This window comes from Alkalicoccus chagannorensis DSM 18086 (assembly GCF_000429725.1).
Taxonomy (GTDB): domain Bacteria; phylum Bacillota; class Bacilli; order Bacillales; family Salisediminibacteriaceae; genus Alkalicoccus; species Alkalicoccus chagannorensis.
Genome location: NZ_AUCK01000013.1, coordinates 74,322 through 96,784, shown reverse-complemented (window position 1 = coordinate 96,784; position 22,463 = coordinate 74,322). Strand labels below are relative to the sequence as shown.

Sequence of the window (22,463 nt, the reverse complement as noted above, 5' to 3'; positions counted from 1 at the left end):
CTCCGACAGGATCCGCGAGCGGTTTTCTTGCGATGAGTAATCGCAGGAGCAAACGGGCTGCGATGCGACGAGTAATCGCAGGAGCAAACGGGCTGTGATGCGACGAGTAATCGCAGGAGCAAACGGGCTGTGATGCGACGAGTAATCGCAGGAGCAAACGGGCTGCGATGCGACGAGTAATCGCAGGAGCAGCGTCTGAACATCCATTCTTCTCCGGGAGAGGGAAAGAAGGACTTGAAGACAAGTCCTTCGGAAAGCCCGGAGCTGCAGGCACAGCGTCTTATTTCCGTCCGTCTTCTTGGATGCTTACATCCGGTGAAAAGGGAAGGCGCTGCCGGTCTTGATTTCTCCGCTGTCTGTTTTGTAGTATACTGGAAGAAACAGCAGGGAAGGCGGGATGGTATGCAGCGGATCACGAACTGTATCATCGAGTTTGAAGGGAGAATTCTCCTGATGAAGAAGCCCCGGCGCGGCTGGTGGTATGCTCCGGGAGGAAAGATGGAGCACGATGAACTGGTGCCTGAGGCGGCAGAACGGGAAGTTTATGAAGAGACCGGCCTGACGATCAAGTCGCCGGAGCTGAGAGCGATCGTGACCCACCTCGTCTCGGATGGCGAGAGCTATCTGGAGAAGCGGACGATGTTTCTTTTTCATGCCAAGGCGTTTAACGGGACGCTGCGGAGCACCTCAAAAGAGGGGGAACTTGCCTGGATACCGGAGGCCGAACTCGAAACGATCCCGATGGATGAAGCAGACCGTGTGGTCACCCGTGCCCTGCTGCACGAGCAGGGGCTGATGTTCGGCACGTTCGTATACGACCAGCACCGGAATTTACTATCCAAAAAACTCGAAGCCGGCGGCCGCCGCATCAGCTGAAGGAGGACCATGATGACAGAACAAAATCAGCATATAGAACTCGTTGTGATTACAGGGATGTCCGGCGCGGGAAAGACAGTCGCCGTACAGAGTTTCGAAGACATGGGCTATTTCTGTATCGACAACCTTCCCCCGGCGCTCATACCGAAATTCATCGAAATGGTGGAGAACGCGGGAGGCAGCATGCAGAAAGTGGCCCTCGTCATAGATCTGCGCGCGCGTGAGTTTTTTGATCAGCTTTTTGACGCGGTCAACCTCATCGCAGCGGAAACGAAAGTGACGCCGAAGATCCTCTTCCTGGAGGCGAAAGACGAAGTGCTCGTATCGCGGTATAAAGAAACACGACGTTCCCACCCGCTTTCCGATCAATCAGCGCCATTAAGCGGCATCCATGCCGAGCGGGACATGCTCGATGAAATGAAGGGACAGGCGCAGGTGATTATTGATACCAGTGAATTGAAGCCGCTCCAGCTGCGCGAGCGCATCTTAAAAGAGTTCGCTGAAAATCAGGAGGAAACGTTCCACGTTCACCTTCTTTCTTTCGGCTTTAAACACGGCCTTCCGATTGATGCCGACCTTGTCTTTGACGTGCGGTTTCTGCCCAACCCGCATTACATTGACCATCTGCGGCCGATGAGCGGCCTGAACCAGGAAGTGTTCGACTATGTGATGAAGTGGGAGGAAACGAAGCTGTTCACAGCAAAACTGGATGACCTGCTTCAATATATGCTCCCGCATTACAAACGCGAGGGGAAGAGTCAGCTGATCATTGCCATCGGCTGCACGGGCGGGAAGCACCGCTCGGTCACCCTGGCGGAACACTTCACGAAACGGTTTCAGGAACTGGGTTACCATGCCAGTGTGACCCATCGTGATGTAGAGAAGGGACGCCGGGACAAGTGAAGCGGGCGAATATTTGTGTGATCGGTGGAGGCACCGGCTTGTCGGTGCTGCTGCGGGGCTTGAAACATTTCCCCGTCGATATTTCTGCTGTCGTCACCGTCGCTGACGATGGAGGCAGCTCGGGCAGACTGAGAGAAGAACTGAACATACCGCCTCCGGGGGATGTGCGCAACGTACTCGCCGCCCTTTCGGAAGTGGAGCCGCTGCTGGAAGAACTTTTTCAACACCGGTTCGATCATGCAGGCGGGTTATCAGGGCATTCGCTCGGCAACCTGCTGCTGGCGGGCATGAGTGATATCACCGGCGACTTTGCACAGGGAGTGCAGGAGATCAGCCGCGTCCTGAACGTGAAAGGGAAAGTCATTCCGGCATCTAATGAGCACATCACGCTGCTGGCGGAAATGAAAGACGGGACGATTGTGCGCGGAGAATCAAAAATTCCGTACGCAGAGGGAGAGATCCACCGGGTTTATCTGGAGCCGTCCCTGCCGACCCCGATGGCAGAAGCCGTCTATGCTATTGAACAGGCAGATCTCGTCATTCTCGGACCGGGGAGCCTGTATACGAGTATCATTCCGAACCTGCTTGTTCCCGGGATGAAAGAGGCGCTGATTCAATCCACTGCACCGAAGCTCTATATCTGCAATGTGATGACACAGCCCGGGGAAACCGACGGCTACAGTGCTGCCGACCATATCGAAGCGATCCACGCACATGTTGGCACAAACATCGTAGATAAGGTATTATTAAATACACAAGAGATACCAGAGCCTTTTGCATCCAAATACGAAACCGATGGTGCAGAACCGGTCTGCATTGATTATGAACGATTGGAGCGCATGGGAGTAGAGCCGGTGGCCGAAGAACTTCTTATCGTCCGCGGCAATCTGCTCCGGCATGACGCGCTCAAAGTATCAGAACGGCTTGTATCCTTATTATGAACATGGGACGGAAGGAGGGACAGCCGTGTCATTCGCATCCATGACAAAAAAAGAACTGACCCAGCTCGAGACGGAAGGGTGCTGTGCCAAGTCCGAACTGGCAGCGCTCGCCCGCATGAACGGCGCTGTCTCCCTGCGTGACCGGAGTATCTCTCTGGACGTTCAGACGGAGAATGCGGCGATTGCGCGGCGGATATATACGCTGCTGAAACAGAGCTTTGACGTACACGTGGAACTGCTCGTCCGAAAGAAAATGCGCTTGAAAAAGAACAACGTCTATGTCGTGCGGCTCTCGAAAGAAGCCCGGCCGGTACTGGAATCTCTGGATATTGTCGATGAAACGTTCCAGTTCAAGCGGACCATTCCAGACAGCATTCTCGAGAGCGACTGCTGCAGCAGAGCATATCTCCGCGGGGCGTTTCTGGCAGGCGGTTCGGTCAACCATCCGGACACGGCCTCCTATCACCTCGAAATATTTTCGCTTTATGAGGAACACGGGCAGTCGCTGCTCGGGCTTATGAATCGTTTCGATCTAACAGCGAAAATGATTGAAAGAAAGAAAGGATTTATTCTCTACTTGAAAGAAGGAGAAAAAATCAGTGACTTTCTAAACGTGATCGGAGCGCACCAGGCGCTGCTGCGGTTCGAGGACACACGAATCATGAAAGATATGCGTAACTCCGTCAATAGACTTGTTAATTGTGAAACAGCCAACTTGAACAAAACGGTAGGAGCCGCGATGCGGCAAGTCGAGAATATCCGCTTTATCCGTGATGAAGCGGGGCTGGACATCCTGCCGGACAAGCTGCAGGAAGTGGCAGAACTGCGGATCGAGCACCAGGATATTTCGTTGAAAGAACTCGGCGAGATGTTGCAGGGCGGCCCAGTCAGCAAGTCGGGAATCAATCACCGGCTGCGGAAAATTGAAGAGTTCGCTGAAAAACTGCGGGCGGGGGAAACGGTGTAATCCCCCCTTTTTCTGCCTCGGACGTGAAAGCGCTTCTATACTATTAAGCACTCAGGAGGAGATACAGAGATGATCGAAAAAACAGTAACCGTCAAACGAAGATCCGGACTGCAGGCGCGGCCGGCTGCACTATTTGTACAGGAAGCAAACAAGTTCCACTCCGATATTTTTATTGAAAAGGAAGGGAAGCACGTCAACGCGAAAAGCATCATGGGTATTATGAGTATCGCTGTCGGTGCCGATAAGGATATCGTCCTTCAGGCAGACGGCCAGGACGAAGAAGAGGCCATGGAAGCGCTCGTTGCTTTCGTTTCAAAAGAAGAATAATCCGGATCCTTCCGGTACCTGCACGACCCGCGTGATCCGCCGCTTGAGAAAACGGATGCTGTCGAAGTCACGGCACATAGAAAAATCCCGTCAGAAAGGTTCTGACGGGATTTTTCAAGAGGCGTACAGCTGCCGGTCCGTTCCGGAGGCACTGTGCGCGATTGTTCTGTTTATACGTTCTGGGATTTTTCCATTACTTCGTCGATGAGGCCGTAGTTTTTCGCCTCCATCGCGCTCAGGAAGTGGTCACGGTCAGTGTCGCGGCGGATCGTTTCGATATCCTGGCCTGTACGCTCAGCAAGAATCTGGTTGAGCTTTTCGCGCATCTGTACGATCCGCTTGGCGTGGATTTCGATATCAGAAGCCTGTCCCTGTGTGCCGCCGAGCGGCTGATGGATCATGACTTCACTGTTCGGCAGAGCATAGCGCTTGCCTTCTTCACCAGCGGCGAGCAGGAACGCTCCCATGGAAGCAGCCATGCCGATGCAGATTGTCTGAACATTCGGCTTGATGAACTGCATGGTGTCATAGATGGCCATGCCGGCTGTAATCGAGCCGCCCGGGCTGTTAATGTAAAGGGAGATGTCCTTATCCGGATCATCCGCTGTCAAGAACAGCAGCTGTGATACGATCGAGTTTGCTACGTTATCGTCAATGCCGGATCCCAGCATGATGATGCGGTCTTTCAGCAGTCTTGAATAAATATCGTAGGCACGTTCCCCGCGGTTTGTCTGTTCAATTACTGTAGGTACTAAATTCATGTGTTACTTCCTCCTTTGATTTCAGCATCTGTTTACGATGATTGATCGTATGCCTCTATCATACGCCTAAAGGTCAATAAAGGTCAAATAAAAATCACCAGCAGCGCTGTGCACCTATTTCGATCTGACAGGCGGGAATTCCTGCCTGAAGACACTAGTTTCTCTCATTACCGTTTTCGCTTTGTTTCAAACACCCGGGAGGAAGAACGACCGCATTTTCTGCTGCGGCGGCAGACCGTAGAAAAACGACGATGGCCTATAGGAAGAAGAGCGCCCGCTGCACATGATAAACTAGATGGGAGAGAGAAGGGAGGGAAGCTCATGAATATGGATTTCCGGCTCGTGCAGGAGCAGTCGATGAAGCTGGTCATGACGCAGCAGCTGCGTCAGGCAATCACCATGCTTCAATATTCCGGACAGGAACTGCACGAGTACTTATATGAACAGCAGCTGGAAAATCCGCTGCTTGAAGTGCAGGAGGCGCCTGCCTATTCGATGCGCCGGGGCAGCAGTGATGTCGGCCCGCTGGACTTCACAGCAGCCGCTGGCGAAACACTTTATGACTCCCTCCTTTCTCAGCTGCGCATCATGCATACAGACCCCGCCGTTTATGAGGCGGCTGTCCGCTTCATTCACTGCCTGGATGAGAGCGGGCGGTGTTCCTTGAGCCTGGAAGAAGCTGCTTCGGAAACGGAAACAGACCCGCGGCTGTTGGAACAGGCAGCGGCGGTCGTGCAGCAGATGGAACCGGCCGGCGTCGGAGCATTTTCCATCTCGGAGTGTCTGCTTCTGCAGCTGCAGCGCAGAGAGGAAGTTGATCCGCTGGCTGAGCGGCTTCTTGACACGTATACGGAGATGCTTGCGGCCCGTCAATTTGAGGAAATTGCTGAGGAAGAAGGAGTAGAGCGGGAAGACATCCTTGCCTCGCTGGAATTGATTCAGACGCTGGACCCGTCTCCTGGAGAATCAGCCGACCCGGTCCTGCCGCATTACGTCACGCCGGACGTGCGGGCGGAAAAAGCCGGCGGCAGCTGGAAGGTCTATCTGTGCAGGGACGCCATCCCTCAGCTGAGAGTGAATGAGAACTATGCCCGGCTGCTTCAGCAGGAGGACAGCGAGGTACAGCAGTACTTAAAAAAGAAGCAGGAACAATTTGCATGGATTCAGCGGAGCATCGCCCAGCGGCAGGACACCATCCTGCGGGTGGCCGAGGCCGTTGTCCGTCATCAGGAACAAATGCTGGAGCACGGCATGGGCAGCGCCAGAAGGCTGACATTGAAAATGGTCGCGGAAGAACTGGACATGCATGAATCCACAGTCTCCAGGGCTGCAGGAAATAAATACGTGGAAACACCCGGGGGTGTCTTCGAGTTGAAAACATTCTTTCAATCCGGGGTGGCTGCCGGAAACAGCGATGCCGCTGCAGCGCAGATCAAGTTTCTCATGCAGCGGATATTTGACGAGGAAGAGAAAACAGCACCACTTTCGGACCAGAAGGTAGCCGAGAAACTGGCGTACGATCATGACATCCAGATCTCCCGGCGGACGGCAGCAAAGTACCGGGAAGAAATACATGTGCTGTCGTCATCCAAACGAAAAGAGCGGAAGTAGAGGAGGGAAGTCGATGCTTTATTTCTACACAAAGCCGCACTGCCCGCTCTGTGATAAAGCAGAGCTTGCTCTGGAAATGGCGGCAGAAGAAGTGCCGTTTACGTGGGAGCGCCGCAACATCGAGTCGAAGGACGAGTGGATGGAAGCGTATATGCTTCGCATCCCGGTGCTGACTGATGAAGCGGGTCTTGTCATCGAAGAAGGGATCATCACCTACGGCGGTTTGAAACAGGCGCTCGCGGATTCCTAGTTGCGCCCTAAAAAGTTCCCTGCTATAATACGGGTGTAATGACCCTGTCACGCAGGGAACTTTTTTTCGCCCCGGGTGGGACACAAAATGTCTGCTGGGGACAAAAACGGTCCCGGCATCAGGAAAGGAGACGGTCCCTCGATGAACATGCTCCTGGATCTGCAGAAAAAGCTCGTACCGGACATGGTGGACGTCCTCGGACTCCGCTATCGGATTATGCGCTACATCCGGCTGATGGAGCCGATTGGACGACGGACGCTTGCAGGAAACCTCGATATGTCAGAGCGGGTTCTCCGCGCTGAAGTCACTTTTCTGAAGGAGCAGGGACTGGTCGATTTCCACACGACGGGGATGGTGCTGACAGAAGAAGGACAGCACGTCCTGCTTCAGCTCGAAGCAGTGATGAAAGAAGTGTTTGATACGCAGACGATGGAAGAAGAGCTCCAGATGAAGCTCGGCGTAGAAGAAGTCCACATCGTCCCGGGCGACAGTGACGCCTTTGAATGGGTCAAGAAAGAGCTCGGCCGGACGGCAGTCAGCGTCATGAAACGACGACTGCTGCCGAACAACAACATCATCGCCGTCACCGGCGGCACCTCTATCGCTGCTGTAGCAGAAATGCTCGTGCCGGACTCCGACCTGAAAGAATCGCTTTTCGTTCCCGCAAGGGGCGGTCTGGGAGAACAGGTCGAAAACCAGGCAAACACGATCTGTGCGACAATGGCGCGCAAAGCGATGGGATCCTACAGGCTGCTGCATGTGCCGGATCAGCTGAGCAGAGAGGCGTACGATTCTCTCATCAGTGAACCGTCCATCCAGTCTATTCTGAAGCTGATTCATGCTTCTACGATGGTGATCCACGGCATCGGGGATGCGCAGACCATGGCAGCGCGGCGCAACACGCCGTATGAAGTCATTGATAAGTTGAAAGACCGTCAAGCGGTGGCTGAAGCGTTCGGCTACTACTTTGATAAAGACGGCAGTATCGTACACAAAGTACTTACGATCGGCCTGCAGCTGGAAGATCTGGAAAATGCGGACTCCATTATTGCAGTAGCCGGCGGCACTTCGAAAGCAGAAGCGGTGGAAGCCTACATGAAACAGGCGCCCAGCCGGGTTCTGATTACAGACGAAGGGGCAGCAAAAGCCATTCTGAAGAAAGAGGTTTAAGAGATGGCGGAAGCGTCTATCGTGTATAAGAAGTGTGCATGATTGTGTTCAAGGGGGAATCCCCCTTTGAAATATATGAGTTCACCTATACTAAGGAGGAATTTTTCATGGCAGTAAAAGTTGGTATTAACGGATTTGGACGTATCGGTCGTTGTGTATTCCGACAGGCAATGACAAATCCGGAGGTCGAAGTGGTAGCAGTCAACGACCTGACGGATGCGGATATGCTCGCACACCTGCTGAAGTACGACTCTGTTCACGGACAGCTCGGCGTAGACGTTGAGGTGAAAGGCGACAACATCGTTGTAGACGGAAAAGAAATCACGGTCACAGCGGAAAAGGATCCGGCTTCCCTCAAGTGGGACGAAAAAGGTGTCGACATCGTCGTAGAATCCACAGGAATCTTCACGAAGCGCGACGGCGCTGCGAAGCACCTGGAAGCAGGAGCGAAGAAAGTTGTTATTTCCGCTCCAGCGCAGGACGAAGACATCACGGTAGTCATGGGCGTCAACGAAGACAAGTACGATGCGTCCCAGCACAACGTTATTTCCAACGCTTCCTGCACAACGAACTGCCTCGCACCGGTTGCGAAGGTACTGCATGAAAAGTTTGGTCTCAAGCGTGGTATGATGACAACCGTTCACTCCTACACAGCGGACCAGAACATTCAGGATCTGCCGCACAAGGATTATCGTCGTGCCCGCGCAGGTGCGGAGAACATCATCCCGACTTCTACTGGTGCAGCCAAAGCGGTTTCCCTCGTTCTGCCTGAACTCAAAGGCAAGCTGAACGGCGGCGCGATGCGCGTACCTACACCGAACGTTTCCCTGGTCGACCTGGTTGCAGAACTGGACCAGAACGTGACGGCGGAAGACGTGAATGCTGTTCTGAAGGAAGCATCCGAAAAAGAACTGAAAGACGTTCTCGGATACAGTGAAGAGCCGCTTGTCAGCCGCGACTACAACGGCAACCAGTACGCATCTTCTGTCGATGCGCTGTCTACACTGGTGATGGACGACAACATGGTGAAAGTGATTTCCTGGTACGACAACGAAACAGGCTACTCTACTCAGGTTGTCCGACTCGTTGACTATATCGCAAAGCAGGGACTATAAGTCCAGCAGAAGATCCATCCTGAACCACCCTTTAGGAGGCGGGCCCGTGTCCTGCCTCCTCTTTTTATCGTATGAGGGAGTGTAAAATGCTGGAGCAGACAGACAGCCGCTCCGAGCGCCGATCCGACTAATAGGGCGCTCCGCGCTGTCTGTCTGCCCCGGCATACCCTTAACTAGTGAGGTTCAGCTTCTGGTAAAGCCCGGCATCCAGACCGATGGAAGCCTGCTGAAGACAGGCTGACCCACCGATTCATTCCAAGGAGGAATTCCGATGAACAAACAATCAATCCGGGACGTAGATGTGAAAGGCAAGCGCGTCTTCTGCCGCGTGGATTTCAACGTACCAATGCAGGACGGGAAAGTAACGGATGATACGCGTATCCGTGCGGCTCTGCCGACGATCAAGCACTTGATGCACGGTGGTGCCAAAGTCATTCTCGCAAGCCACCTCGGACGTCCGAAAGGCGAGGTCAGCGAGGAACTGCGGCTCGGGCCGGTAGCAGAGCGTCTGAGTGAACTACTCGAAACAGAAGTGAAAAAGACGGACGCGGTTTACGGCGATGAGCCGAAACAGGCCGTGGACAGCCTCGAGGAAGGCGGCATTGTCCTGCTGGAAAACGTCCGCTTCGAAGCCGGTGAAGAGAAGAACGACGGCGTGCTCGCCGAGCAGTTCGCTTCACTTGCGGATTTGTACGTAAACGATGCATTCGGCGCAGCACACCGTGCGCACGCGTCGACAGAAGGAATTGCCCACCATATTCCAGCCGTGTCCGGGCTGCTTATGGAAAAAGAACTCGAGGTTCTCGGTCAGGCGATGCTCAATCCGGAGCGCCCGTTTACCGCGATCATCGGCGGTGCGAAAGTAAAGGATAAAATCGGCGTGATCGACAACCTGCTTGATAAGGTGGACAACCTCATCATTGGCGGAGGGCTCGCCTATACGTTCCTGAAAGCGCAGGGGTATGAAATCGGCAAGTCCCTGCTGGAAGAAGATAAGATGGATCTCGCGAAGCAGTTCATGGAGAAAGCGGAAAAGAACGGCGTCCACTTCTACATGCCGGTCGATGTGAAAGTAGCAGACGACTTCGGTGAAGATGCGAATACGAAGATCGTCAACATCAGCGACATCCCTGCAGATTGGGAAGCGCTGGATATCGGACCGGAAACGTTGAAAACGTACACGGATGTCATCAAAGAATCCAAGCTGATCATCTGGAACGGACCGATGGGTGTATTTGAACTTCAGGCGTTTGCTTCCGGAACGAAAGGCGTAGCGGAAGCGCTCGGCATGACAGCGGGATACTCTGTCATCGGCGGCGGCGACTCTGCGGCAGCTGTAGAGAAATTCGGCTACGCGGACCAGATGGATCATATTTCCACCGGCGGCGGTGCTTCCCTCGAATTCATCGAAGGCAAAGAACTGCCGGGCGTGACAGCACTAAACGACAAGTAAACCATCTTAAGGAGGATCACTCATGCGTAAACCAATCATTGCAGGAAACTGGAAAATGAACAAAACGAAGGCAGAGGCTGTATCATTTCTGCAGGAAGTGAAAGGGAAGGTACCCGCAGCATCCCAGGTTGATGCGGTCGTCTGCTCTCCGGATCTATTCCTCGACGCACTCGTGCAGGAAGCTTCCGGCACGGATGTTCACATTGCAGCGCAGAACATGCACTTTGAAGACAGCGGTGCATTTACAGGGGAAACGAGCCCGGCTGCGCTCAAAGACCTCGGCGTTACGTATGTAGTTCTCGGTCATTCAGAGCGCCGGGACATGTTCGGCGAAACGGACGAATCGGTGAACAAAAAGACGAAAGCAGCGCTTAACCACGGTCTCACACCGATTGTCTGTGTCGGAGAGACCCTCGAAGAGCGCGAAGGCAACAAGACGAATGATGTTGTGTCAACACAGGTGAAAGGGGCACTGGACGGCCTCTCTGAAGAGCAGGTTCAGCAGCTCGTTATTGCCTATGAACCTGTCTGGGCAATCGGCACAGGCCGGACAGCGACGTCCGAGCAGGCGAATGAAACGTGCGGCGTCATCCGCGAGGCGCTCGCTTCAGCCTTTTCCGCAGAAACAGCGGAAGCCGTGCGCATCCAGTACGGCGGCAGCGTGAAGCCGGCAAACATTAAGGAACTGCTCGGCCAGGGACACATCGACGGTGCACTCGTCGGCGGTGCAAGCCTGGAAGCTGACTCCTTCCTGCAGCTCACGGAGGCAGGCAATGAGTAAACAGCCGAAAGCGCTCATTATTCTCGATGGATTCGCCCTGAATGAAGAAACGAAGGGCAATGCTGTCGCGCAGGCGGACACGCCGAATTTTGACCGCTACTGGAACAGCTATCCGCACGCCACGCTGGATGCGTGCGGGCTGGCTGTAGGCCTTCCGGAAGGTCAGATGGGCAACTCGGAGGTAGGCCACTTGAATATCGGGGCCGGCCGTGTCGTGTATCAGAGCCTGACGAGGGTCAACCTCGCGATCGAAGACGGATCGTTCTTTGATAACAAAGAGTTCAAAGGCGCGATGGAGCACGCCAAAGCGAAAGGGACAGACCTGCATCTCTATGGACTCGTCTCGGACGGCGGCATCCACAGTCACATCAGCCACCTGTTTGCACTGCTGGAAATGGCGAAGAAGGAAGAAGTTCCGAACGTCTATGTGCATGCCTTTCTGGACGGTCGTGACGTCGGACCGACGACGGCGCAGACGTACCTTGATCAGCTGGAAACCAAAATGAAGGAACTCGGTACCGGGCAGCTTGCTACGATTCAAGGACGCTACTATGCGATGGACCGCGATAAGCGGTGGGACCGCGTTGAAAAAAGCTACCGTGCGATGGTTTACGGTGAAGGTGAGACGTATTCATCGACGAAAGAAGCGATCGATGCTTCCTACAGCAAAGAAGTCCATGACGAATTCGTCCTGCCGACAGTCATCACGCAGGAAGATGGCAGCACGCCAGTCGGTACGATTAAAGATGATGATGCCGTCATCTTCTTCAACTTCCGTCCGGACCGTGCGATCCAGATTTCAGAAGTGTTCACTAATGACGATTTTCTCGATTTCGAGCGGGGCGAGCGTCATCCAGCAAACGTCTACTACGTCTGTCTGACGAAGTTCAGCGACTCGATTCAGGGAAAAGTAGCGTTTCAGCCGGAAAGCATGAAAAACGTCCTCGGCGAAGTAGCCGCAGATGCCGGCTTGAAGCAGCTTCGTATAGCCGAGACCGAAAAATTTCCGCACGTTACGTTCTTCTTCAGCGGTGGCCGCGAAGCCGAATACCCTGGGGAAGAACGGGTGCTCATCGATTCGCCGAAAGTGGCTACCTATGATCTGCAGCCGGAGATGAGTGCGTATGAGGTGACCGATGCGCTGCTGAAGGAAATTGATGCAGACAAGCATGACATGATCATCCTCAACTTCGCCAATCCGGATATGGTCGGTCACTCCGGCAAGCTGGAGCCGACGATCAAAGCAATAGAAGCCGTCGACGAGTGCCTCGGGAAGATCGTCGACCGAATTGAAGAAAAAGGTGGAAAAACCATCATCACAGCAGATCACGGAAACGCAGATGTGCTGATGATGGAAGATGGATCTCCAATGACAGCACACACGACCAACCCGGTCCCTGTTATCGTCACGGACAAAGATGTTACACTACGGGAAGACGGGGTGCTTGGAGATCTGGCACCAACCCTGCTGGAACTGCTCGGCGTAGAACAGCCTGAGGACATGACCGGCAGAACCTTGATGAAAAAATAAAGAAAACGAAGGAGCGTGTAAATAATGACAATGATCGCAGATGTATACGCAAGACAAGTACTGGACTCCCGCGGGAATCCAACAGTAGAAGTAGAAGTCCACACCGAGAGCGGCGCATTCGGCCGCGCGATCGTACCAAGCGGTGCATCCACCGGTGAATACGAAGCCGTTGAACTCCGCGACGGCGGCGACGCGTACATGGGTAAAGGCGTCTCTAAAGCAGTAGACAACGTGAACAACGAAATCGCACCAGAACTCGTCGGTGTCGATGTGCTTGACCAGCTCGGCATTGACCAGCTGATGATTGACCTCGACGGTACACCGAACAAAGAGAAGCTCGGTGCGAACGCAATTCTTGGTGTTTCCATGGCGGCAGCGCATGCAGCAGCCGACGCACTGGACCTGCCGCTGTATGTCTACCTCGGCGGATTCAACGCGAAGACCCTGCCGACCCCAATGATGAACATCCTGAACGGCGGCGAGCACGCAGACAACAGTGTCGACATCCAGGAATTCATGATCATGCCGGTCGGCGCAGATTCCTTTACCGAAGCCCTGCAGATGGGTGCGGAAATTTTCCACAACCTGAAGAAAGTGCTCGCTTCGAAAGGCTACAACACAGCGGTCGGCGATGAAGGCGGTTTTGCACCGGATCTCGGCTCTAACGAAGAAGCGCTCTCTACGATCATTGAAGCCGTGGAAAAAGCGGGTTACAAGCCGGGCGAAGAAATTCAGCTGGCTATGGACGTTGCTGCTTCTGAAATTTACGAAGACGGCAAGTACAACCTGAAGGGCGAAGGCGTTGTAAAGACAGCGGACGAAATGGTTGATTTCTACGCAGAGCTCTGCGACAAGTATCCAATCATCTCCATTGAAGACGGCCTCGACGAGAACGACTGGGAAGGCTTCAAGAAGCTGACCGATCGTCTCGGAGATAAAGTACAGCTCGTCGGTGACGACCTTTTTGTCACGAACACCAACAAGCTTTCCCGCGGCATTGAGGAAGGCATCGGCAACTCCATCCTGATTAAAGTGAACCAGATCGGTACGCTTTCCGAGACATTTGAAGCGATTGAAATGGCGAAGCGTGCAGGATACACGAACGTCATCTCCCACCGTTCCGGTGAAACAGAGGACGCGACGATTGCAGACATCGCTGTAGCAACAAACGCCGGTCAGATCAAGACAGGTGCGCCATCCCGCACGGACCGTGTAGCAAAATACAACCAGCTCCTCCGCATTGAAGATGAGCTGCAGATTGTCGGCCGCTACGCTGGACGCGACGCATTCTACAACTTGAACAACAAATAAAACGTGCCCACGACCGGAGCTTTCCGTGAAAGAAAGCCCGGCACGGAAGGAAGCCTGCTGACAAAGCCGGCTCTTCTCAGCACAGATGCGAAGAGGCTGGGGCAACATCGTTCTCCAGCACGTTAAAAACGCTTTCGATGATCCGGTTTGGATCGTCGAAAGCGTTTTGTTTGTTCATAACGATCATGAACCTGCCATGAAGGTAAAGTATAAGAAAATATACGTTTTCATACAGGGGGACGGCGGCTCCATGCGCTGCACGGGAAGAACGAAACACGTATTCTTCCCTTCAAAACCTGCAGCGCTTCCGCAAGCCGTTCCGACCAAAAGGCGCTTTGCGCTTTTGTTCCCCGGATGTCTTTTTTTTCAGGCTCTAAAATATATGTTGGTGTAGAGGTTCCTTTCCGCAGCCTCTTTTCTCCCGTTTCAGGCGGAGGCTTGCCAAGAGGCGCTGCCCTTCCCTCCTGAAGGCGTACCTGTCATGGGTGCCAGCGGTGCAGCTGCCCGCTTATATCTTCGCGGATATACTATCGATGCAGTTTCTGCCCGGCCGGAGTTTCTTCCAGCGGCCACGTTTCCTGCTCCCACGCCATACTCCAGAACGCATACTCTAACTGCGTGCTTCGAATGAAGTGGCGCTTCATCCGATCTCGTTCAGCCGGACCAGCTTCTGCCGCACAGCGATCTATTTTTTCCTGGAAGATCGACGTTACATTTCTTGAAGCAGCTGCGCCGTAAAAGGTGATCCACTCGTAAAAAGGGTGATCTTCCTGAGGCTGAACGGTCTCCATCAAGTGTAATCCAATATCCCGGTACGTCCACGGGCAGGGAGCCAGTGCAGTAAGCGTCTCGCCGAGCGTTCCCTGCAGGGCTGCTCCGAGCATGTGCCGTGTATAATGATGGGCCGTCGGTGCGAGCGGTGCCTGCTGCAGGTCCTCATAGCGGACGCCTGCTGCACGGCAGAAATTATGATGCGGATGAATCTCTTCGTTCAGGATAAAGCCCATCTGTTCCTGGAAAAAGGCAAGGTCCTCCCTGGTCTCTGCCTTGGAGGCGGCGAGCCCGTAGATTCTGCAGAACGTCGTCAAATATTCATAATCCTGTTTTACGTAATGGACGAGTGCCTCCCGCGGCACCTCGCCACGACCGATTCCTTCAACAAAAGGATGTTCCAGAATGGCCTGAAACAGAGGGGCGGTTTCCTTTCGCAGCTGTGCTGAAAATGACATTGATTTTCCTCCTCGAGATGATTTGGAAAACATCCACCACGAAAAAAAGCTCTTCCGCATGGAAAGAGCTGCACATCAAGCCTGCTGCGGGCCCTGCAGCAGAAGCTGTGCCACTTTCCTACGCTGGTCTCAACCAGATCAGGTTCAAAGGGTCCGGTGCAGTGCACCGTCTCAGCCGGCCGGCTCCCCTAGTGGATATTTTCAGCGTTAGCATAGCATACAGAGATGGGAAATTCAACCAGGTTTTCAAAGGTTATCTCCCTGCTTTCCAGGGAAAGAAGATAGAAGGAAGAGACGCATGTTCCGAGAAAATACCTTTGAACAGGAGACAGGAAGGAGTGTGGACAGAGATGACGTACCGAGTAGGCATCATCGGTCCAGGTATGATCGCGAGAGGAGCACATATGCGGGCACTGGCGGCAGATCCGCGCGCAGAGATAATCGCCGTCTGCTCCCGGACAGAGGCAACGGCTGTAGAAGCAGCACAGGCTTTCCACGTCCCTAATGTATATACATCGGAGCAGGAGATGCTCGATGCACATGATTTTGATCTGGTGATCGTGGCGACGCCGAACAAATACCACGAACGAGCGGTGCATGCGGCACTGCAGGCCGGCGCGCATGTCCTCTGCGAGAAGCCGCCGGGAGTGAATGCGATGGAGGCGCTCCGCATGGAAGAAGCAGCGCGCCAGCAGAACCGTCATCTGATGTATGGGTTCCATCATCGGTTCCATAAAGAAACGGAAGTATTGAAGCGGGCTGTCGATGATGGTGAATTGGGGTCCATTTATCATCTGAAAGTGGAAGCGATGCGGCGCCGGGGCATTCCCGGATGGGGAGCCTTCACGGATAAAGAACTGCAGGGAGGAGGACCGCTGATCGATATCGGCGTGCATATGCTGGACCTCGCCATGTATATCGGCGGGTTCCTCCGGCCGGTGGAAGTCAGTGCCGTCACCCACCAGCGTCTCGGAAGAAAACCTGGTGTGGGTCTGCTCGGAGACTGGGATCCGGCTTCCTTCTCCGTCGAGGATATGGCTGCCGGCATGATTCGGTTTGAACACGGCGTCTCCTTGTCCCTGGAGGCGTCCTATGCGGCCAATATCGAAGAAGAAGAAACGCTCAATGTGACGTTCCTCGGCGACCGCGGCGGCGCTTCTACATCTCCGTTCCGGATGTACGGTGAAAAGTATGGATCGCTGCTCGACATCCACCCCGTGCATCTGGATAAGGTGGAGCCCCGGGACGGATACGAACGGCAGATTGCTCATGTTCTCGATGTAGTGGAAGGCAAAGCGAAACCGATCTCCGAAGCGTGGCAGGGAACCTACATCCAGCAGCTGATTGATGCCATGTATACCTCTGCATCGGAAGGAAGGTCGATTGCCTTCACGGGAGAGTAAGTCCCGGCCCTCCTGCACGGAAGGAGACTTGCATGGACCCGGTAAACGTGTTATTCTTTCAAAAGGTATCACGTACGTTTATTAAGGGGTGTATCTGGTGGAACAACTTTTATCTATTATGCTAGTCATCGTTTCTATACTGCTTATTACTGTTGTACTGCTTCAGTCCGGCCGCAGTGCCGGGTTGTCCGGAGCAATCTCCGGCGGTGCGGAACAGATGGTCGGCAAGACGAAGGCCCGTGGACTCGAGGCAGTGCTCAGTAAAGCGACTGTCGTTCTCGGTGTTCTGTTTTTCGTCTTTGCGCTATGGCTCGGTTATTTCATGTAGAAACTACGCAGCGTATAAAGTTCAGATAAAAGCCCGCCGGAATCGTTTTCCTGCGGGCTTTTTTTCATACCCCCTGCTCCTTGGGAGAAACGTTGCCGCAGCCCCGCACGATGGGCGTTAAGGACATCGCCGTCACCACCTGGCGCTGACACACGGCAGGATCTTTCGGCAGCCTTCTTCCAGATGGAAGCCGCCGGCGGCCAGCCAGGTTAGAAAAACCCTTTTTCCGGGAATAGCTGTATCATAACTCCGGAGAAGGTGATCATCATGATAGGATGCTTAATTGTACACGGATTTACCGGTACGCCGGAAGAAGTAAAGGATATCCAGTCACACTTCCAGAAAGAAGCGTGGCTCGTGTATACACCGGAACTTCCCGGCCATAACGGGACAAGGCAGGCTCTGAAAGAATCGAACCACCGGGAATGGATTTACAAAGCCCAGGTGGCCCTTGAAGAGCTGCTGAAGCGCTGCAGCCGTGTCTACGTGATCGGCTTCTCCATGGGAGGCGTGATCGCCGGCTACCTGGCGGCCCGCTACCCGGTGGACAGACTGGTGCTGATCTCCTCTTCTGTCTTTTATCTGAACCCGAAGCAGATAGCAGAAGATGTGACAGGCTGGGCACTTGAAGGATTCCGCGGAGAACTTGCAGACAACGACGTATACCGATTTTACCGGGAAAAGGTGCGACGGACACCGGTGGAAGCGACAGTGGAATTCGCAAGGCTCGTAAAAAGACTGCGCCATGCATTCGAGGAAATTGACGTCCCGACGCTCATCGTACAGGGAGAAAAGGACGGCCTCGTACCAGCTCGCAGCGCGCAGTATATTTTTGATAAAATCAGGTCAGAAGAAAAGCAGCTCTACTATCTGGAGCAGGCGAAACACTATATCTGGTTCGGTGAACAGAAGGAAGACTTCCTGGAGAAACTGGAAGCTTTTCTAACCGCTGCGCCAACAGAAAAATCAGAGAACAGAAGGGACCGAGACAGTCATGATGAAGATCGCTCAACCGAAACCATTCACTTTTGAAGGCGGCCCGCGTGCCGTGCTGCTGCTGCATGGATTCACCGGCAATTCAGCCGATGTGCGGATGCTGGGAAGGTATTTGAACAAGAAAGGGTACACCGCCCATGCCCCGCATATGCGCGGCCATGCGGTCCCGCCGGAGGAACTGGTGAAAACCGGACCCGAGCAGTGGTGGGAAGACGTTCAGGCTGCCTACAATGATCTGCGCGGGCAGGGATACGAAGAGATAGCGGCCGGCGGATTATCCCTCGGCGGCGTCTTTTCGCTGAAACTTGGGTATACTGTCCCGTTGAAAGGCATCTTCACCATGTGCTCGCCGCTGGAAATCCACAGTGAGGAGAGAATGCAGCGTGGAGTATACGACTACGCCGCTAAATACAAGCGCTGGGAGCAAAAAGAAGAAGCGCAGATCGTCGAAGAGATGAACGCCTTCGACGGTACGCAGACCGAAGTGATCCAGCGGCTGCGCGGACTGAACAAAGAAGTACGCGGCAGTATCGACATGGTTCATGCACCGACGTTCGTCGCTCAGGGATCCAAGGATCAGATGATCGACATCAACAGTGCCAACATGATCTATGACGGTGTTGCAGCGGAGCATAAAGAAATCAAGTGGTATGAAGAATCAGGCCACGTCATCACATTAGATAAAGAACGAGACCAGTTACATGAGGACGTTTATCAATTTCTTGAAAAGTTGGACTGGAATGAATAATGCCTACACTCATGCAGGTCTCGCCCATTTGAAAGGAGACCAATAATGCAGGATTTAACAAAAAATCTCATTATGGACGAAATTAAAGAAGCGGACAAGCCGCTCGGAATGAAAGAATTTGAAGAACGATTAGAACTTCAGGATGCAGAGCGCTACAAAATATGCGTGAAGCTGCTGAATGAACTGGAAGAGGAAGGCAGCCTCGTGCGTACGAGAACGAACCGCTACGGCCTGCCGGAGAAAATGAACCTGATCCGCGGAGAAGTCATCATGCACCCGAAAGGATTTGCCTTTGTGAAAACAGGGGAAGACCACCATGATGTATTTATCGCTCCAAATGAGCAGAACAATGCCATGAATAAAGACACGGTGCTCGTTCGTCTTGCTGCTGATTCGGATGAGGATCGCCCGGAAGGCACCATTATCCGAATTATCGAACGCGGGACGAGATCGACGGTCGGAACCTATACAGATGATGGCGGCTATGGCTTCGTTGCCTCCGACGACAAGCGGATACCGGCGGATATTTTCATCCCGAAAAATCAGACGCTCGGCGCTGTCGACGGCCATAAAGTGGTCGTGGAAATCACGAAATTTCCGGAGGGACGAAAAACAGCAGAAGGTCACGTCTCTAGAATCATTGGTCACAAAAACGATCCGGGCGTCGACATCATGTCGATCATCCACAAGCACGGACTGCCGGGAGAATTCCCGGAAGAAGCGATCCGCCAGGCAGAGGAAGTGCCGGATACGATCGCAGAAGGCGATCTTGACGGGCGCAGAGACCTGCGCGAAGAGACCATCGTCACCATCGACGGGGCAGACGCAAAAGACCTCGATGACGCCGTGCAGGTAAAGCGCCTGGATAACGGCAATTACAAGCTCGGGGTGCACATTGCCGACGTATCCCACTACGTGCAGGAAGACTCTCCCATCGATAAGGAAGCATATGACCGCGGCACGAGTTCTTACCTTGTTGACCGCGTGATACCAATGATTCCGCACCGTCTCTCAAACGGAATCTGTTCACTGAACCCGCAGGTCGATCGACTGACGCTGTCTTGTGAGATGGAAATCAGTAAAGACGGCAGCGTCGTGAACCACGAGATTTTCGAGAGCGTTATCCGTACGAATGAACGTATGACTTATACCGACGTGAAAAAGATTCTGGAGGACGAAGACGAAGAAGTCATGAAGCGGTATGAACCGCTCGTTCCTTTCTTTAAGGATATGGAAGAGCTCGCGGCAGTGCTGCGGAAGAAACGTTTCGCACGAGGGGCTATCGATTTTGACTTTAAAGAAGCGCAGGTCCTCGTCAATGAGGAAGGGCGCCCGTATGATGTAGTGCTCCGTGAGCGCAGCACTGCAGAAAAGCTGATCGAAGAATTCATGCTGGCGGCGAACGAAACCGTAGCGGAACACTTTCACTGGCTCAAACTGCCTTTCGTCTACCGGATTCACGAAGATCCAGACGAAGCGAAGCTGAATCAGTTCCTCGAGTTCATTACGAACTTCGGCTACGTCGTCAAAGGCACGAACAACACGGTGCATCCACGGGCTCTGCAGGAACTGCTGGAGAGTGTGAAAGGAGAGGCGGAAGAGCCGGTCATCAATACGATGATGCTCCGATCCCTGAAGCAGGCGAAGTACGATCCGTCCAATGCCGGGCACTTCGGTCTCGCAGCGGATTACTATACGCACTTCACCTCTCCGATCCGACGATACCCGGACTTGATTGTTCATCGTTTGATCCGTACGTATCTGATTCATGCGAAAACAGACAAGAAAACAACTTCTCACTGGGAGGAGAAGCTCCCTGAAATCACCACCCACGCCTCCGAAATGGAACGTCGTGCGGAAGATGCAGAACGTGAAACGGATGAATTGAAAAAGGTACAGTTCATGGAGGATAAAATCGGCGAAGAATACACCGGGATTATCAGTTCCGTCACGAACTTCGGCTTGTTTATTAAGCTGCCGAACACCATCGAAGGGCTCGTACACGTCAGTTATCTGACCGATGACTACTATCATTTTGATCAGTCCCAGTTTATGATGGTGGGAGAACGGACGAAAAACACGTTCCGTATCGGCGATGAAATCGAGGTACGTGTCGCCAATGTCAATGTGGATGAGCGTATCATTGACTTTGAAATCATCGGCATGAAGCCGCGGAAACAGCGGAAGAAAGATCGTCCGCGCGTCATCGAAACGGACAATCGGAACGGGAAGCAAAAAAGCAGTCAAGATAAAGGAAAAAAAGGCAAGAAAAACGAGGGAAAAAAAGGCATCGATCTTAAACAGAAAAACAAAAAAGGGAAAAAGAAACCTTTTTATGACAGTGCACCGAAGAAGCAGCGGAACAAAGCAAAAAAGAAAAAATAATGATGGAGAGCCTGATCTGGGGCAGCGGCCGGCACCGGCGGCTGCTCCCGCTGCAGTACATACGGTACGCCTGCCGGAACAGATGAAGGGGAGGATGGAACTGCCATGGCTACGGAAGGAAAAGAAATAGCGAGAAATCGAAAAGCGAATCATGATTTTCATATTGAAGAAACGTTTGAAGCAGGCATCGTGCTGACCGGCACGGAAATCAAATCAATTCGGAACCGCCGTGTCAACCTGAAGGAATCCTTTGCGAGAGTATCCAGAGGAGAAGTGTGGATCCACAATATGCACATCAGCACCTACGAACAGGGGAACCGGTACAATCATGATCCGATCCGTACGAGGAAACTTCTGATGCACAAGAAACAGATCAATTACTTGATCGGCAAAACACAGCAGAAGGGCTATACGGTCGTGCCACTCAAAATCTACATTAAGAATGGTGTAGCCAAAGTGCTCGTTGGTCTTGGAAAAGGGAAGAAGAAATATGATAAGCGGGAAGACTTGAAACGCAAAGATGCAAACCGGGAAGTCCAGCGTGCGTTCAAAGATGCCAACCTCGGCCGGTAAGCCGGAGGATTGACAAGAGGTACGTATGTGATATAATGGTAATACCGTTAAGGAACTTTCTTTCCTTTTCGTTCTCATTCATGGGGACGTTCTGGATTCGACAGGGATAGGTCGGACTTACGTGGCGAGTCGAGCTGAGTGTCCTCGTAAAAACGCTCACCTTGCCTATAGTTGGCAACCAAGAAGAAGATTTCGCACTAGCAGCGGCGTAACAACCCTGTTAGGCGGTTCCAACCTTCATCGCCCATGTGAAGGACCTGGGACTCACTCATAGTGGGATACGCTGAAACATTTCCACCTGGAGTGTTTCAGAAGAGATCAATCAGGTTAGCCATACGGAAGCCTGTTAGTTGGCTGAAGTATGCGCGAAATTTAATAAACTAACTACGCTCGTAGAAGCGTAAGTCACGTTATCTCTGGACGCGGGTTCGATTCCCGCCGTCTCCACCAATACTTACGCAGAATCTGGTGGACACATAGAGACTGAGAGCACCTCAGTCATCAGGCCGCTCCCTTTGCAGGGGGCGGTTTTTTTGCAAGTATAAAATGTATCTGTTTTCATATAGTGTGACGGCGGCTCTGCGCTGCCCGGGAAGACAGAAAAACTCTTTCTTCCCTTAGAAAAGATTGTGGCATACGCCGTTCCGACCAAAAGGCGGCTCGCGCTTTCGCTCCTTATAAAAAAGCGGAAGGTTCCACAGGAAGAAGCATTTGCGCAGGCTTCCCATGTCTAAAAAAAGCCGTATGCCTGCCACGTCTGTGGTCAGGCATACGGCTTTTGGGTAATAGGTACCTCCACGCATA

The 22,463-nt window shown here is 53.2% G+C and carries 21 protein-coding genes, 1 other RNA gene and 1 riboswitch; of the genes, 20 read left to right on the top strand and 2 right to left on the bottom strand.

Annotated elements, in window-relative coordinates; translation table 11 throughout:
• Positions 1–402: 402 nt before the first annotated feature.
• The 5 genes from G477_RS0108885 (at position 403) to G477_RS0108865 (ending at position 4,014) form a co-directional block, all read left to right on the top strand.
• Positions 403–876: an NUDIX hydrolase gene (locus tag G477_RS0108885; RefSeq protein ID WP_026697658.1), complete on the top strand. Its 474-nt coding sequence runs from the start codon at positions 403–405 to the stop codon at positions 874–876.
• A 12-nt stretch (positions 877–888) separates the two neighbouring features.
• Positions 889–1,779, top strand: coding sequence for an RNase adapter RapZ (rapZ, locus tag G477_RS0108880; protein WP_026697657.1), 891 nt, complete (start codon positions 889–891; stop codon positions 1,777–1,779).
• The gene (locus G477_RS0108875) at positions 1,776–2,720 is read left to right on the top strand and encodes a gluconeogenesis factor YvcK family protein (RefSeq protein WP_026697656.1); all 945 of its coding nucleotides are present in this window, start codon (positions 1,776–1,778) and stop codon (positions 2,718–2,720) included. The genes rapZ and G477_RS0108875 overlap by 4 nt, the downstream gene beginning before the upstream one ends.
• Positions 2,721–2,745: 25 nt before the next feature.
• Positions 2,746–3,687 carry a DNA-binding protein WhiA gene (gene whiA / locus G477_RS0108870; protein WP_026697655.1) on the top strand — a complete coding sequence of 314 codons (942 nt, stop codon included), beginning with the start codon at positions 2,746–2,748 and terminating at the stop codon, positions 3,685–3,687.
• A gap of 69 nt (positions 3,688–3,756) precedes the next feature.
• Complete coding sequence (locus tag G477_RS0108865) at positions 3,757–4,014, top strand: HPr family phosphocarrier protein (RefSeq protein ID WP_026697654.1); 258 nt, start codon at positions 3,757–3,759, stop codon at positions 4,012–4,014.
• A gap of 170 nt (positions 4,015–4,184) precedes the next feature.
• Here the strand turns inward: G477_RS0108865 and clpP are convergent, their stop codons facing one another.
• Positions 4,185–4,775 carry an ATP-dependent Clp endopeptidase proteolytic subunit ClpP gene (gene clpP, locus G477_RS0108860; protein WP_026697653.1) on the bottom strand — a complete coding sequence of 197 codons (591 nt, stop codon included), beginning with the start codon at positions 4,773–4,775 and terminating at the stop codon, positions 4,185–4,187.
• A 321-nt stretch (positions 4,776–5,096) separates the two neighbouring features.
• Between clpP and rpoN the strand changes: the two genes are divergently transcribed.
• The 8 genes from rpoN (at position 5,097) to eno (ending at position 13,997) form a co-directional block, all read left to right on the top strand.
• Complete coding sequence (rpoN, locus tag G477_RS0108855; RefSeq protein ID WP_051287844.1) at positions 5,097–6,386, top strand: RNA polymerase factor sigma-54; 1,290 nt, start codon at positions 5,097–5,099, stop codon at positions 6,384–6,386.
• 13 nt (positions 6,387–6,399) lie between these two features.
• Positions 6,400–6,636, top strand: a complete 237-nt coding sequence (locus G477_RS19155) for a glutaredoxin family protein (protein WP_035211635.1) — start codon at positions 6,400–6,402, stop codon at positions 6,634–6,636.
• Positions 6,637–6,777: 141 nt separating this feature from the next.
• Positions 6,778–7,806 (top strand): sugar-binding transcriptional regulator, encoded by a 1,029-nt coding sequence (locus tag G477_RS0108845; protein WP_026697651.1) that lies wholly within the window; start codon positions 6,778–6,780, stop codon positions 7,804–7,806.
• Between the two features lie 107 nt (positions 7,807–7,913).
• Positions 7,914–8,921: a type I glyceraldehyde-3-phosphate dehydrogenase gene (gene gap / locus G477_RS0108840; RefSeq protein WP_026697650.1), complete on the top strand. Its 1,008-nt coding sequence runs from the start codon at positions 7,914–7,916 to the stop codon at positions 8,919–8,921.
• 271 nt (positions 8,922–9,192) lie between these two features.
• The gene (locus G477_RS0108835; RefSeq protein ID WP_026697649.1) at positions 9,193–10,374 is read left to right on the top strand and encodes a phosphoglycerate kinase; all 1,182 of its coding nucleotides are present in this window, start codon (positions 9,193–9,195) and stop codon (positions 10,372–10,374) included.
• Between the two features lie 22 nt (positions 10,375–10,396).
• Positions 10,397–11,155, top strand: a complete 759-nt coding sequence (tpiA, locus tag G477_RS0108830; RefSeq protein WP_026697648.1) for a triose-phosphate isomerase — start codon at positions 10,397–10,399, stop codon at positions 11,153–11,155.
• The gene (gene gpmI, locus G477_RS0108825; RefSeq protein WP_026697647.1) at positions 11,148–12,686 is read left to right on the top strand and encodes a 2,3-bisphosphoglycerate-independent phosphoglycerate mutase; all 1,539 of its coding nucleotides are present in this window, start codon (positions 11,148–11,150) and stop codon (positions 12,684–12,686) included. Before tpiA ends, gpmI begins: the two co-directional genes overlap by 8 nt.
• A gap of 24 nt (positions 12,687–12,710) precedes the next feature.
• Positions 12,711–13,997: a phosphopyruvate hydratase gene (gene eno, locus G477_RS0108820; RefSeq protein ID WP_026697646.1), complete on the top strand. Its 1,287-nt coding sequence runs from the start codon at positions 12,711–12,713 to the stop codon at positions 13,995–13,997.
• Between the two features lie 527 nt (positions 13,998–14,524).
• Here eno and tenA read toward each other — a convergent pair.
• On the bottom strand, positions 14,525–15,226 hold the full coding sequence (gene tenA / locus G477_RS0108810; protein ID WP_026697644.1) for a thiaminase II: 702 nt from the start codon (positions 15,224–15,226) through the stop codon (positions 14,525–14,527).
• Positions 15,227–15,324: 98 nt separating this feature from the next.
• Positions 15,325–15,426: riboswitch (TPP riboswitch) on the bottom strand.
• A gap of 150 nt (positions 15,427–15,576) precedes the next feature.
• On the opposite strand from tenA, the gene G477_RS0108805 reads away from it, so the two are divergent.
• The 7 genes from G477_RS0108805 (at position 15,577) to ssrA (ending at position 22,109) form a co-directional block, all read left to right on the top strand.
• Positions 15,577–16,629, top strand: a complete 1,053-nt coding sequence (locus tag G477_RS0108805) for a Gfo/Idh/MocA family protein (RefSeq protein WP_026697643.1) — start codon at positions 15,577–15,579, stop codon at positions 16,627–16,629.
• A gap of 97 nt (positions 16,630–16,726) precedes the next feature.
• Positions 16,727–16,957, top strand: coding sequence for a preprotein translocase subunit SecG (secG, locus tag G477_RS0108800; protein ID WP_026697642.1), 231 nt, complete (start codon positions 16,727–16,729; stop codon positions 16,955–16,957).
• A 267-nt stretch (positions 16,958–17,224) separates the two neighbouring features.
• The gene (locus G477_RS19150) at positions 17,225–17,989 is read left to right on the top strand and encodes an alpha/beta fold hydrolase (protein WP_084406187.1); all 765 of its coding nucleotides are present in this window, start codon (positions 17,225–17,227) and stop codon (positions 17,987–17,989) included.
• Positions 17,952–18,701: an alpha/beta hydrolase gene (locus G477_RS0108785; RefSeq protein WP_026697641.1), complete on the top strand. Its 750-nt coding sequence runs from the start codon at positions 17,952–17,954 to the stop codon at positions 18,699–18,701. The genes G477_RS19150 and G477_RS0108785 overlap by 38 nt, the downstream gene beginning before the upstream one ends.
• A 45-nt stretch (positions 18,702–18,746) precedes the next feature.
• The gene (gene rnr, locus G477_RS0108780; RefSeq protein ID WP_205622333.1) at positions 18,747–21,086 is read left to right on the top strand and encodes a ribonuclease R; all 2,340 of its coding nucleotides are present in this window, start codon (positions 18,747–18,749) and stop codon (positions 21,084–21,086) included.
• Between the two features lie 105 nt (positions 21,087–21,191).
• A complete protein-coding gene (smpB, locus tag G477_RS0108775) occupies positions 21,192–21,659 on the top strand; it encodes an SsrA-binding protein SmpB (RefSeq protein WP_026697639.1) in 468 nt (155 codons plus the stop codon).
• 82 nt (positions 21,660–21,741) lie between these two features.
• Positions 21,742–22,109, top strand: a transfer-messenger RNA (tmRNA) gene (gene ssrA / locus G477_RS20925).
• Positions 22,110–22,463: the final 354 nt, after the last annotated feature.

What these genes read in the sequence shown, in the direction of transcription:
- G477_RS19150 (WP_084406187.1), top strand. Translation starts at nt 17,225, where the DNA reads ATGATAGGATGCTTAATTGTACACGGATTTACCGGTACGCCGGAAGAA.
- G477_RS0108845 (WP_026697651.1), top strand. Translation starts at nt 6,778, where the DNA reads ATGAACATGCTCCTGGATCTGCAGAAAAAGCTCGTACCGGACATGGTG.
- G477_RS0108835 (WP_026697649.1), top strand. Translation starts at nt 9,193, where the DNA reads ATGAACAAACAATCAATCCGGGACGTAGATGTGAAAGGCAAGCGCGTC.
- gap (WP_026697650.1), top strand. Translation starts at nt 7,914, where the DNA reads ATGGCAGTAAAAGTTGGTATTAACGGATTTGGACGTATCGGTCGTTGT.
- G477_RS19155 (WP_035211635.1), top strand. Translation starts at nt 6,400, where the DNA reads ATGCTTTATTTCTACACAAAGCCGCACTGCCCGCTCTGTGATAAAGCA.
- tpiA (WP_026697648.1), top strand. Translation starts at nt 10,397, where the DNA reads ATGCGTAAACCAATCATTGCAGGAAACTGGAAAATGAACAAAACGAAG.
- G477_RS0108805 (WP_026697643.1), top strand. Translation starts at nt 15,577, where the DNA reads ATGACGTACCGAGTAGGCATCATCGGTCCAGGTATGATCGCGAGAGGA.
- G477_RS0108865 (WP_026697654.1), top strand. Translation starts at nt 3,757, where the DNA reads ATGATCGAAAAAACAGTAACCGTCAAACGAAGATCCGGACTGCAGGCG.
- rnr (WP_205622333.1), top strand. Translation starts at nt 18,747, where the DNA reads ATGCAGGATTTAACAAAAAATCTCATTATGGACGAAATTAAAGAAGCG.
- smpB (WP_026697639.1), top strand. Translation starts at nt 21,192, where the DNA reads ATGGCTACGGAAGGAAAAGAAATAGCGAGAAATCGAAAAGCGAATCAT.
- G477_RS0108885 (WP_026697658.1), top strand. Translation starts at nt 403, where the DNA reads ATGCAGCGGATCACGAACTGTATCATCGAGTTTGAAGGGAGAATTCTC.
- rpoN (WP_051287844.1), top strand. Translation starts at nt 5,097, where the DNA reads ATGAATATGGATTTCCGGCTCGTGCAGGAGCAGTCGATGAAGCTGGTC.
- G477_RS0108785 (WP_026697641.1), top strand. Translation starts at nt 17,952, where the DNA reads ATGATGAAGATCGCTCAACCGAAACCATTCACTTTTGAAGGCGGCCCG.
- eno (WP_026697646.1), top strand. Translation starts at nt 12,711, where the DNA reads ATGACAATGATCGCAGATGTATACGCAAGACAAGTACTGGACTCCCGC.
- tenA (WP_026697644.1), bottom strand. Translation starts at nt 15,226, where the DNA reads ATGTCATTTTCAGCACAGCTGCGAAAGGAAACCGCCCCTCTGTTTCAG.
- rapZ (WP_026697657.1), top strand. Translation starts at nt 889, where the DNA reads ATGACAGAACAAAATCAGCATATAGAACTCGTTGTGATTACAGGGATG.
- gpmI (WP_026697647.1), top strand. Translation starts at nt 11,148, where the DNA reads ATGAGTAAACAGCCGAAAGCGCTCATTATTCTCGATGGATTCGCCCTG.
- clpP (WP_026697653.1), bottom strand. Translation starts at nt 4,775, where the DNA reads ATGAATTTAGTACCTACAGTAATTGAACAGACAAACCGCGGGGAACGT.